This window comes from Crossiella sp. S99.2, assembly GCF_023094165.1.
Taxonomy (GTDB): Bacteria; Actinomycetota; Actinomycetes; order Mycobacteriales; family Pseudonocardiaceae; genus Crossiella.
In genome coordinates this window covers 885,004-896,023 of record NZ_JALMDK010000002.1, presented here as the reverse complement: position 1 = coordinate 896,023, position 11,020 = coordinate 885,004, and the positions used below count along the sequence as shown (strand labels likewise).

The 11,020-nt window shown below is 72.3% G+C and carries 11 protein-coding genes; 3 read left to right on the top strand and 8 right to left on the bottom strand.

Translation table 11 applies throughout. The features are described 5' to 3' along the window. Window positions 1–96: 96 nt before the first annotated feature. The 4 genes from MZC64_RS10765 to xylB all read right to left on the bottom strand — a co-directional run bounded on the left by MZC64_RS10765 (window position 97) and on the right by xylB (window position 4,495). On the bottom strand, window positions 97–405 hold the full coding sequence (locus tag MZC64_RS10765; protein ID WP_247763290.1) for a hypothetical protein: 309 nt from the start codon (window positions 403–405) through the stop codon (window positions 97–99). A 99-nt stretch (window positions 406–504) separates the two neighbouring features. After that, window positions 505–1,668, bottom strand: coding sequence for a xylose isomerase (xylA, locus tag MZC64_RS10760; RefSeq protein WP_247763289.1), 1,164 nt, complete (start codon window positions 1,666–1,668; stop codon window positions 505–507). A 2-nt stretch (window positions 1,669–1,670) separates the two neighbouring features. Further along, the gene (locus tag MZC64_RS10755; RefSeq protein WP_247763288.1) at window positions 1,671–2,921 is read right to left on the bottom strand and encodes an ROK family transcriptional regulator; all 1,251 of its coding nucleotides are present in this window, start codon (window positions 2,919–2,921) and stop codon (window positions 1,671–1,673) included. Between the two features lie 173 nt (window positions 2,922–3,094). Further along, window positions 3,095–4,495: a xylulokinase gene (gene xylB, locus MZC64_RS10750; RefSeq protein WP_247763287.1), complete on the bottom strand. Its 1,401-nt coding sequence runs from the start codon at window positions 4,493–4,495 to the stop codon at window positions 3,095–3,097. A 76-nt stretch (window positions 4,496–4,571) separates the two neighbouring features. On the opposite strand from xylB, the gene MZC64_RS10745 reads away from it, so the two are divergent. The 3 genes from MZC64_RS10745 to MZC64_RS10735 are packed head-to-tail and all read left to right on the top strand — an operon-like array spanning window position 4,572 to window position 8,855. After that, window positions 4,572–6,320 carry a serine/threonine-protein kinase gene (locus MZC64_RS10745; RefSeq protein ID WP_308300984.1) on the top strand — a complete coding sequence of 583 codons (1,749 nt, stop codon included), beginning with the start codon at window positions 4,572–4,574 and terminating at the stop codon, window positions 6,318–6,320. A gap of 37 nt (window positions 6,321–6,357) precedes the next feature. Then, window positions 6,358–7,161 carry a purine-nucleoside phosphorylase gene (locus MZC64_RS10740; protein WP_247763384.1) on the top strand — a complete coding sequence of 268 codons (804 nt, stop codon included), beginning with the start codon at window positions 6,358–6,360 and terminating at the stop codon, window positions 7,159–7,161. Next, window positions 7,158–8,855, top strand: coding sequence for a phospho-sugar mutase (locus tag MZC64_RS10735; RefSeq protein WP_247763286.1), 1,698 nt, complete (start codon window positions 7,158–7,160; stop codon window positions 8,853–8,855). Before MZC64_RS10740 ends, MZC64_RS10735 begins: the two co-directional genes overlap by 4 nt. 69 nt (window positions 8,856–8,924) lie before the next feature. Here the strand turns inward: MZC64_RS10735 and MZC64_RS10730 are convergent, their stop codons facing one another. The 4 genes from MZC64_RS10730 to MZC64_RS10715 form a co-directional block, all read right to left on the bottom strand. Beyond that, on the bottom strand, window positions 8,925–9,917 hold the full coding sequence (locus MZC64_RS10730; protein WP_247763285.1) for an aldo/keto reductase: 993 nt from the start codon (window positions 9,915–9,917) through the stop codon (window positions 8,925–8,927). Beyond that, the gene (locus MZC64_RS10725) at window positions 9,914–10,315 is read right to left on the bottom strand and encodes a MerR family transcriptional regulator (RefSeq protein WP_247763284.1); all 402 of its coding nucleotides are present in this window, start codon (window positions 10,313–10,315) and stop codon (window positions 9,914–9,916) included. Before MZC64_RS10725 ends, MZC64_RS10730 begins: the two co-directional genes overlap by 4 nt. Window positions 10,316–10,378: 63 nt before the next feature. Further along, window positions 10,379–10,765 (bottom strand): Fic family protein, encoded by a 387-nt coding sequence (locus tag MZC64_RS10720; RefSeq protein ID WP_185001645.1) that lies wholly within the window; start codon window positions 10,763–10,765, stop codon window positions 10,379–10,381. A 21-nt stretch (window positions 10,766–10,786) separates the two neighbouring features. After that, on the bottom strand, window positions 10,787–10,993 hold the full coding sequence (locus MZC64_RS10715) for a ribbon-helix-helix protein, CopG family (protein WP_185001644.1): 207 nt from the start codon (window positions 10,991–10,993) through the stop codon (window positions 10,787–10,789). Window positions 10,994–11,020: the final 27 nt, after the last annotated feature.

The window sequence follows — 11,020 nt, the reverse complement described above, 5'->3', positions numbered from 1 at the left end:
GGAACGTGCCCACTCCACCACGTCAATGCGGACGAAGGGGTTTCGATCCGGCCTATCTCTTCTTCCGGCTAGGTAAAATACCAGGTCAGAGCAGGGTCACCCGGCGCTCTTACCCCACTTCTTGCGGTATTTCCGCCCGAAGAAGACGATCGCCAGCAGCAGCACCGCGATGATCGCGATGGTCACCCGGCGCTCGTTGTCGGCCTGCTGTTCCGGCGTGACCGGCGGCGCGGTGCTGGTCGAGGACGGGCTGGTGCCACTCGGTTTCGGCGTGCTCGGGGGCTGCTGCTGCGCGAGCACCCGGACCACGGCCACCGGCTCGGCCGCGGCGGCCGCGGTCGGCGTGGCCAGCAGCGCGAGCCCACCCAGCAGGGCGGCTACCGCCGCGTTGGCCCGACCTCGCATCGTCGTCTCCCCTTCGGAGGGTGCACCGTCGAGAAGAGCATGCCCTGTCGCTCGGTCGACGGTCACCCCACCCAGGGATCTTGGTGGCGGATCGTGAGTTCAGCGCACCCCGAACAGGTGATCGAGTGCCAACTGATCGAGTCGTTCGTACCCCATTCCACGTTCTGCCGCCGACTCCGGGTCAAAGGACTCGGCACGCAGTTCCGCCAGGTCCTCCCCGGGCAGCAGGGTGGGCACGGCCAGCGCGCCGATCCGGGACGCCTCCTTGGCCGCGGCCACCTCGGGATCGGCGTGGAAGGCCGCCGCCCGCTCGGCGAAGATCAGGTAGTTGCGCATGCAGGCGGCCGCGGCGGCCCACACGCCGTGCTCGTCCTCGGTGCGCGCGGGCTTGAAGTCGAAGTGCCGGGGACCGTCGTACCCGGCCCGTTCCAGCAGGTCGACCAGGTGGAAGGCGGCCTTGACGTCGCCGTTGCCGAAACGCAGGTCCTGGTCGTAGCGCGGCCCGGTCTGGCCGTTGAGGTCGATGTGGAACAGCTTGCCCGCCCACAGCGCCTGGGCCACCCCGTGCGGCACTGACAGCCCGGCCATCTGCTCGTGCCCGACCTCCGGGTTCACCCCGACCAGCTCGGGATGGGCCAGCCGCTCGATGAAGGCCAGCGCGTGCCCGATGGTGGGCAGCAGGATGTCCCCGCGCGGCTCGTTCGGCTTGGGTTCCAGCGCGAACCGGATGTCGTAGCCCTGCTCGCGCACGTACCCGCAGAGCAGGTCCACCGCCTCGGCGTAGCGGTCCAGCGCGACCCTGGCGTCCTTGGCCACCGGGGTCTCCGCGCCCTCGCGCCCACCCCACAGCACGTACACGCCCGCGCCCAGCTCGGCGGCCAGGTCCAGGTTGCGCAGGGTCTTGCGCAGCGCGAACCGGCGCACATCGCGGTCGTTGGCGGTGAACGCGCCGTCCTTGAACACCGGGTGGGTGAACAGGTTGGTGGTCAGCATCGGCACGGCCAGCCCGGTGTCGGCCAGCGCCTTGCGGAAGCGGTCCAGGATGCGCCCTCGGCTGAGGTCGTCGGCGCCGAACGGGATGAGGTCGTCGTCGTGCAGGCTCACCCCCCACGCGCCCAGCTCGGCCAGTGTGCCCAGCGCGTGCCCGGGGTCCATGGCGGGCCGGGTGGGTTCGCCGAAGGGGTCGTTGCCGCGCCAGCCCACCGTCCACAGCCCGAAGCTGAAGCGGTGTTCCGGCCGCGGCCGATAGGGATCAGTGCGCACGACTACCTCCGGCTGTCCACTGTGGACTGTGCGGGGACGAGTTCCCAGCGGTTGCCCGGCGCGGGCACTGGGGCCAGCGTCGGGTCGGTCAGCACGTGTTCCATCGCCGCGTACGCGCCGCCGCGCACGGCCGCGGTGAACCCGAGATCCGAGGGCAGCAGGCGGCAGGCGGGCTGATCGGCCCCGGTGGCGACCACCCTGGCGGTCAGCTCGCGTTCGGCCGGGGCGATCAGCCAGTCGGCGAGCACCGCGAAGTAGCCGCCGAGCACCACCGCGGCCGGGTTGAGGATGTTGACCAGGATGGACGCGCCGACGCCGAGCGCGGCGCCTATCCGCTCCAGCGCGGCCAGCGTGCGCTGGTCCCCCTCCCGGGCCCGGCTGACAATGGTGGCCAGCCGTTTCTCCAGGTCAAGCGAGGGATCGCGGATCGGGTCGCCCTCCTCGGCGACCGCGCGCAGCAACGCGCCGAGGCCGACCTGGGTCTCCCAGCAGCCCTTGCGCCCGCAGCCGCAGTCCGCGCCGGAGGGGTCCAGCGGCATGTGCCCGACCTCGCCGGTGAACCCGGTGGCGCCGCGCAGCAGCCGTCCGTCGGCGATCACGCCACCGCCCACGCCGACCTCGCCGGTCAGGTAGAGCAGGTCGGTCGCGCCCGCGGCCACCCCGGTGACGTGCTCGGCCACCGCGGACAGGTTGGCGTCGTTGTCCACCGCGATCCGCCCGGCCGGCAGGTCCAGGCCGGCGCTGAGCTGCTCGACCACGGCCGCGTCCCGCCAGTGCAGGTTGGGCGCGAACCGGACCACGCCGCCGTCCACGTCCACCAGGCCGGGCACCGCGGCGGTGACCCCGGCGACCCAGCCGCCCATGGCCTCCACCGTGCGGCGGGCCTCGGCGGCCAGACCGGCCAGCAGGTCGATCGCGGCGACCGCGCCCAGCCCGACCACGTCGGTGGGCACCCTGCGGTGCAGCACCAGGTCGCCGGAGAGGTCGAGCACGGCGACCGCGGCGTAGTCGACGTTGGCCTCCAGGCCGATGCCGCACACGGTGCGCGGGCGCAGCTCGACCAGCTGACCCGGCCTGCCGATGGCGCCGCCGACCACCGCGCCGAGCCGGACCAGCCTGCGCTGCTCGAGTTCGGCGACCAGACTGGACATGGTGGCCTTGTTGAGCCCGGTCATCCGGGCCAGCCGGGCGCGGGACTGCGGCCCGTCGGCCCGCAACGCACGAAGCACCAGGGCCAGGTTCGCCTTGCGCAAGCCGGCATGGTCGGCGGGACGGTCCGGACCCTGCACCCTGCACCTCGATTCGTTTGTTGCCCAGTCAAACTAAGACTCCGACGGCCGCAGGTCAACCTGACCCCGCCCGGACTGCCTATCGGCTGAACGGCCGCACGTCACCCCGCTGATGAGTGGATCACCCGTTCAGTCCATCAGTAATCGTGTACTTGACCCCGGGCGGAGGAATAGGCCGCCCGGACCTCGGCGTAATCGTCCGGGTTCGCGGCCGGGCAGGGCTCGGACCGCAGCTGCCACACCGGCGGTTCCGCGGTGCCCGCCGCGGCCCAGGCGGCCTGCCTGGCCGCGCCCAGCGCCACGTACTCAGCGGGCTCGGGCGCCTCCACCGGCGCGGCGAAAAGCCCCGGCGCGACCGCGCGCACCGCGGCCGACCGGGCCGCCCCGCCGACCAGCAGCACCCGGCGCACCTCGACCCCGTGCGCGCGCAACGCGGCCAGCCCGTCGGCCAGTCCGCAGAGCATGCCCTCGACCGCGGCCCTGGCCAGGTTCTCCGGGGTCATGTTGGCCCGGCGCAGGCCGGTCAGCGTGCCGGCGGCGTTCGGCAGGTCCGGGGTGCGCTCGCCGTCCAGGTAGGGCAGCAGCACCAGCCCGCCCGCGCCCGGCGCCGCGGCCAGCGCCAGCCGGTCCAGTTCGGCCAGGTCCACGCCGAGCAGCTGGGCGGTCGCGGTGAGCACCCTGGCCGCGTTGAGCGTGCAGACCAGCGGCAGGTAGCGGCCGGTGGCGTCGCAGAACCCGGCCACCGCGCCACTGGCGTCCGCGGCCGGCTGCTCGGCCACCGCGAACACCGTGCCCGAGGTGCCCAGCGAGACCACCACGTCGCCCGGCCCGGCGCCCAGGCCGAGCGCGGCGGCCATGTTGTCCCCGGTGCCCGCGCCGAGCAACCAGCCTTCCGGCGTCTGACCTGCGCTGTCCGCCGGTCCGAGGATGCGCGGCAGCTCCGGCACCCGACCGAAGGCCGCGGTGAGGATCTCCGGCAGCCACTCGCCGGTGGCCGGGGCGAAGTAGCCGGTGCCGGAGGCGTCGCCGCGGTCGGTCGCGGGCGCCTGGCCGGGTTCGGCGAGCTGGCTGGTCAGCCAGTCGTGCGGCAGCAGCACCCTGGCCACCCGGTCGGCGAGGTCGGGCTCGTGCCGGGCCAGCCAGGCCAGCTTGGTCACGGTGAAACTCGGGCCGGGCACCGAGCCGGTCCGCCGCGCCCACTCCCCCGGCCCGCCCAGCCCGGCGGCCAGTTCGGCCGCCTCCGGGGCCGAACGCAGGTCGTTCCACAGCAGCGCGGGCCGCACCGGCGCGCCCTCGGCGTCCACGGTGACCAGGCCGTGCTGCTGCCCGCCCACCGCCAGCGCGCTGACCGGTCCTGGCAGCCCGGCGGTGGCCTGGGCGAGCGCGTCCCGGCAGGCCGCCAGCCAGACCCTCGGGTCGACCTCGGTGGCGTCCGGGTGCGCGGCCCGGCCCTGGGCGATCACCTGGCCGGTCTCGGCCTCGACGACGAGGGCCTTGGTGGACTGGGTCGAGGAGTCGATGCCGATGGTGAGTGCCATAGCGCGGCATCATGCGCTGCCGGTGGCGGAGCGCGCCAGCGTCCGGCCGAGCGGGCGAACGTGCAAAATGGACCTTGTGCCACCCGCTGACACCCCCTCCGACCAGCCCGGGCCGACCGATGTCCCGGTCGAGCCGGACTTGCCGGTCCGCCGCATCGCCGAGCGCTACCGGCTGAACGGGCTGCTCGGCCGGGGCGCGATGGGCACGGTGTGGTCGGCGCACGATGAGATGCTGGGCCGCCGGGTCGCGGTCAAGGAGGTCCGGCTGCCCCCCGGCATCCCGGTGCCGGAGGCGGACGCGCTGCGCGAGCGGACCCTGCGTGAGGCGCGGGCCATCGCGGTGCTCTCCCACCCCAACGTGATCACCCTCTACGACGTGGTCCGCCAGGACGGCGAGCCGTTCGTGGTGATGGAGCTGCTGCCCTCGCTCAGCCTGGCCGAACTCGTCCGCGAGCAGGGCCCGCTGTCCACCGCGCAGGCCGCGGCCATCGGCGACGCGGTGGCCGCCGCGCTGGAGGCCGCGCACCGGGCCGGGGTCACCCACCGCGACGTCAAACCCGGCAACGTGCTGGTCGGGGTGGACGGGCAGATCAAACTCACCGACTTCGGCATCGCCCGCAGCGTCAGCGACCACACGCTGACCAGCACCGGGATCATGCTCGGCACGCCCGCGTTCATCTCGCCAGAGGTGGCCTCCGGCGATCCGGCCACCCCTTCGGCCGACCTGTGGGGACTGGGCGCGACGCTGTTCGCGGCGCTGGAGGCGCGGCCGCCGTATGACGCCGACGGCGACCCGCTGGACACCGTCACCGAGGTGGTGCACGGCGAGGTGCCGCAGATCGACACCGGGCACCCGCTGCATCCGGTGATCGCCGGGCTGATGACCAAGGAAACCGGCTCCCGAATGTCCCTGGCCGAGGTGCGCAGGCTGCTGCACCCGCTGCTGCCCGAACCCGGCGAGCGCCTGTTCGAGGTGAAGCCCAAGGAACTCCAGCCCGAGTCCGCCGAACTGCTGGAACAACCGCGCACGCCCACCCCCGGCTCCGGGGTGCTGCCCGCGCTGCTGGCCAGCGACCCCGGCCCGCTGCCGTTCCTGACCAGCGCGGGCGAGCCCAAACGCCGCTCGCGTGCGGGCAAGGTGCTGCTCGCCGCGCTGGCCTTCGTACTGTTCACCGGCGCCAGCGGCGGCGGGTTCGCGCTGGCCAGGGTGCTCGGCGGCAAACCCGTGCTGCCCACCACCGAACCCGTCCGCACCACCGAGCGGCTGTTGTCGCCGGTGCTGGGTCTGGAGCCGCGCACCGAACGGGCCAGCAGCACGCCCAACGACACCGGCGGCGAGTTCACCGTGAACGTGCCCAAGGACTGGACCACCTTCCGCGAGCTGCGGGTCGGCTCGCCCGCGGTCAGCGCCGCGGTGCGCTTCGTCTCCGCGGACGGACGGCAGGAGCTGGTGATCGAGCGCTTCGCCAACTACTACCCGCAGTTCCGGCTGACGAACTTCCTGAACAACCTGGCGCGCAACGCGGTCAGCCCCCAGGGCAGCTACAACGAGACGCCGCCCCGGACCGGGACCAAGGCCCAGGATTCGCCGGAGGCCTCCGTCGAGTTGCTGTACCGGGTTGCCGATCCCGGACCGCTCACGTCCATGGCCAAGCAGCCCGACGTCGGCGAGAGCAACCTGGTCCGGCGCTCCACCTACCTGCTGCTACTGCCCAAGGTGCGGGATCTGTGGGTGGTGCAGGTCACCGTGCCCACCGAGTCCGAGGACACCGGGCAGAAGGAGCTGTTCGGGCCGATGGCTGCCAGCTTCATCCCCGCTGGCTAGGGTCCTTGGTGTGACCGAGACAAGCACTGCTCTGAACGTGAGCCCCGCGGCGGACCCCGACGCGGCTGCCGCCGCCGCTGCCGCGGAACTGGCCGCTCGAACCGGCATCGCATCCCACGACATCGCCCTGGTGCTGGGCTCCGGCTGGCGGCCGGCCGCCGACGTGCTCGGCGAGCCGGTCGCCGAGGTTCCCATCGGCGAACTACCCGGTTTCGTCGCGCCCAACGTGACCGGCCACGGCGGCACCGTCCGCTCGGTCCGGGTGGGCGAGAAGAACGTGCTGGTGCTGCTCGGCCGCACGCACTACTACGAGGGCAGGGGCATCCCGCAGACCGTGCACGGCGTGCGGGTGGCCACCGCGGCCGGCTGCACCACGGTGGTGCTGACCAACGCCGCCGGTGGCCTGCGCCAGGGCATGCGGGTCGGCCAGCCGGTGCTGATCAGCGACCACCTGAACCTGACCGCGGCCTCGCCGCTGGTGGGCGCCAGGTTCGTCGACCTCACCGACCTGTACTCGCCGCGGCTGCGCGGGATCGCCAAGGAGATCGACTCCTCGCTGGAGGAGGGCGTCTACGCCGGGCTGCCAGGCCCGCACTTCGAGACCCCGGCCGAGATCCGGATGCTGCGCACCATGGGCGCGGACCTGGTCGGCATGTCCACCGTGCTGGAGGCCATCGCCGCCCGCGCCGCCGGGGCCGAGGTCTTCGGGCTGTCCCTGGTGACCAACCTGGCCGCGGGCATCACCGGTGAGCCGCTCAACCACATCGAGGTCCTGGAGGCGGGCAAGGCCGCGGCCACCGAGATGGGCGAGCTGCTGCGGAAGCTCGTGGAGCGGGCGTGAGTCCTGCGGGCAGGGACGAACCCGGGACGCGGGCGAAGCTGGGCACGGAGCTGCGCGACGCCGCGTTCCGCTGGATCGCCGATGACGTCGACCCCGATGCCCGGCTGGAGCTGCAGAAGGTGCTGGCCTCGGCGATGGCGGGCGATGAGTCCGCGGTGGCCGCGCTGGCCGACCGGATGGCCGGGCCGTTGCAGTTCGGCACCGCGGGCCTGCGCGGACCGCTGCGGGCCGGGCCGAACGGGATGAACCGCTCGGTCGTGGTGCGCACCACCGCCGGCCTGGCCGAGTACCTGCGGGCGCAGGGCCGTTCCGGCGGGCTGGTCGTGGTCGGCCGGGACGCCCGGCACGGCTCGGAGAACTTCTGCTCCGACGTGGCCGAGGTGCTCACCGGCGCCGGCTTCGACGTGCGGGTGCTGCCCCGGCCGCTGCCGACCCCGGTGCTGGCCTTCGCGGTGCGCGCGATCGGCGCGGTGGCCGGGGTGCAGGTGACCGCCTCGCACAACCCGAAGGCGGACAACGGTTACAAGGTCTACCTGGACGCGGGCGCGCAGATCGTGCCGCCGGCGGACCGGCAGATCGAGGCGGCCATCGCCCAGGTGCCCGCCGCGGTCTCGGTGCCCAGGGTCGCCGCCTGGCAGCCGGTGGGCGAGGACCTGATCGAGGCCTACGCGGACCGGGCGGCCGGCCTGCCGCGCGGGAAGGCGCGGGAGCTGCGGGTCGCGGTGACCGCGTTACACGGGGTGGGCTCGGAGACCTTGCTGGAAGTGTTGGGGCGGGCCGGTTTCACCGATCTGCACCTGGTCGAGTCACAGGCCAGCCCGGACCCGGATTTCCCGACCGTCTCCTTCCCCAACCCGGAGGAGCCGGGCGCCACCGACGAACTGCTCGCGCTGGCCGCCGAGGTCGAGGCCGATCTGGCGATCGCGCTGGACCCGGACGCGGACCGGTGCGCGCTGGGTGTGCGCGGTCCGGACGGCTGGCGGATGCTGCGCGGCGATGAGACCGGCGTGCTGCTCGGCAACCAGGTTCTGTCCACATTGGACCGACAGGCGCACCCGGATCCGTTGGTGGCGACCACGATCGTGTCCTCGGAACTGCTGCGCTCGGTGGCCAAGGCGCACGGCGCGCGCTACGACGAGACGCTCACCGGCTTCAAGTGGCTGGTGCGCGCGGGCGATGGCAACGGCACCGGTCTGGTCTATGCCTACGAGGAGGCGCTGGGTCACTGCGTGGACCCGGACTACGTGCGGGACAAGGACGGCATCAGCGCCGCCGTGCTCGCCTGCGATCTGGCCGCCACGCTCAAGGCCGAGGGCCGCGGCCTGCTGGACGCGCTGGACGACCTGGCCGTGGCACACGGGCTGCACCTGACCGACCAGGTGTCGCTGCGGGTGGCCGACCTGGCGCTGATCGGCGCCACCATGCGCCGGTTCCGCGGCACGCCGATCACCGAACTGGGCGGCACCGAGGTGAGTCAGACGGATCTGGAGCCCAAGGCGGATGTGCTGGTGCTGCGGGCCGAGGGCCTGCGGGTGCTGATCCGCCCCTCCGGCACCGAGCCCAAGGTGAAGGCGTACCTGGAGGTGGTCACCCCGGTCACCGGCCACGACGCCCTCCCCCAGGCCCGCGCCGAGGGCAAGTCCCGCCTGGCCAAGGTCCGCGAAGCCATCACCACCCTGCTCACCGCCCCCTGACGCCCCACTTGGCCCAACTCGTACGCCGAGTTGGGCCAAGTGGGCGTACGAGTTGGGCCAACTCGACGGTCAGCCGTTGAGGATGGCCATGCCCTGGTCGGGGTAGCGGTTGCCGGCGATGGCCTCGACGGGCACGGCGGCCTCGACGGTGGCGATCTCCTCGGCGGTGAGGGTGATCGTGGCCGCGGCGATGTTCTCCTCCAGGTACTTCAGCCGCTTGGTGCCCGGGATCGGCACCACGTCCTGGCCGCGGGACTGCACCCAGGCCAGGGCGAGCTGACCGGTGGTCACGCCCCGCTCGGCCGCGATGGCCTCCAGCGCGCGCACGATGCCGAGGTTGCGGGCCAGGTTCTCCTCGCTGAACCGGGGCTGGCCGATCACCCGGAAGTCGTTCGCGTCGAAGTCCTTGGTGCTGGCGTACTTCCCGGTCAGGAAGCCGCGGCCGAGCGGGGAGTACGGGACCAGCCCGATGCCCAGCTCCCGCGCGGTCGGCAGGATCTCCGCCTCCAGGTCGCGGGTCCACAGCGACCATTCGGTCTGCAGCGCGGTGATCGGGTGCACCGCGTGCGCCCGGCGCAGGGTGGCCGCGCTCGCCTCGGACAGGCCCAGGTAGCGGACCTTGCCCTCGGCCACCAGCTCGGCCATCGCGCCCACGGTCTCCTCGATCGGGACCTTCTGGTCGACCCGGTGCAGGTAGTACAGGTCGATGTGGTCGACGCCGAGCCTGCGCAGCGATGCCTCGGCGGCTTCCCGCACGTAGGCGGCGTCGCCGCGGACCCCGCGCTCGTGCGGGTCGGCGGTGCGCACGATGCCGAACTTGGTGGCCAGGGTGACCTGGTCCCGCCGGTCCTTGATGGCCCGGCCGACCAGCTCCTCGTTGCGGTGCGGACCGTAGACGTCCGCGGTGTCCAGCAGGGTCACGCCGAGGTCCAGCGCGCGGTGGATCACCTGGATCGAGGCGGCGTCGTCGGTTTCGCCGTAGAACTCGCTCATCCCCATGCAGCCCAGGCCCTGGGCCCCGACCTGCAACGCACCGATGTTCCGGGTGGGCAGGGTGGTCATGCTGTTGCCTCCTCGTGGATCAGATCGGCCGCGGTCATCTGCTGCTCGATCTGGTCGTAGTGCTCGATCTTGTAGTCCAGGATCTCCAGGCAGGCCTGCAGCTCGGCGATGCGCTCGCGCACCGAGGCGCGCTGATCGGTCAGGATCGCCTTGCGGCGGCCGTAACTGGCCGCGCCGCGGTGCCGGAGCTGGGCATATTCCCGCATCATCCGGATGGGCATGCCGGTCAGCCGGAGTTTGGTGAGGAACCCCAGCCAGCCCAGGTCGTCATCGGAGTAGGACCGCCGCCCGCCGGAATCCCTGGCGGGCGGATCCAACAAACCGATGCGCTCGTAGTACCGCAGGGTGTCCACGGACAATCCGCTGCGCTCGGCTGCCTGGGCGATGGAGTAGCTCACGTCGTCGACGGTAGGAGCTGGAGTGCGCTCCAGGTCAACCCGGATCCACGAACGGGTTTTCGCTCAGTCCTCGTCCTTGGGACTGGCCCACTCCTCAAACCGGTCTGCCACTTCAGAAACTTCGATCAGACCGCGGCCCAGATCGCGGACGACGTCGAGCGCCTCATCCTCGTCGGCGTCGATCCACCAGCCGTTGATGTCACATAGGGTCACCGCGGCAACCCAGCCCAGTCGCCAGTTCCCTTCCAGCAGCGGACGGGTGCGCACGATCGAATCGAGCAGAGCGGCAGCCTTCAACCAGAGCGTCGCGTACGCCTCGACGCCGAGCACGGCGGCACGAGGTCGGTGCGCGGCGGAGTCCAGCAGCCCGACGTCGCGCACCACAAGGTCACCCCCAGTGACCGCGGTGGCCAGCACGAGCAGGTCGCTGGCATCCAGATAAGTGATCACTAGCCAGGGAATACCAGAAAATCAGGTCGAGCCGAGCCTTTCCAGCAATCCCCGATAGCGGGGAAGAACACGTTCCAGCGCATCGGAGAGCTGTTGCTCCTTGTGCAACCGGGACCACCGGTCGGCCAGCGCCAGGCGCACGATCTCCTGTTTGGAGCGGCCCTCGACGGTGGCTAGCTCGTCGAGTTGCCGATTCTCCTCTTCGGTCAGCCGCAGCGTCATGGCCATGCGGGGGATGGTACCGATCTGGTATCA

Bases quoted from the DNA above. Each gene is read 5' to 3' on its own strand.
- xylB (WP_247763287.1), bottom strand. From the start codon at position 4,495: ATGGCACTCACCATCGGCATCGACTCCTCGACCCAGTCCACCAAGGCC.
- MZC64_RS10730 (WP_247763285.1), bottom strand. From the start codon at position 9,917: ATGACCACCCTGCCCACCCGGAACATCGGTGCGTTGCAGGTCGGGGCC.
- MZC64_RS10765 (WP_247763290.1), bottom strand. From the start codon at position 405: ATGCGAGGTCGGGCCAACGCGGCGGTAGCCGCCCTGCTGGGTGGGCTC.
- MZC64_RS10715 (WP_185001644.1), bottom strand. From the start codon at position 10,993: ATGGCCATGACGCTGCGGCTGACCGAAGAGGAGAATCGGCAACTCGAC.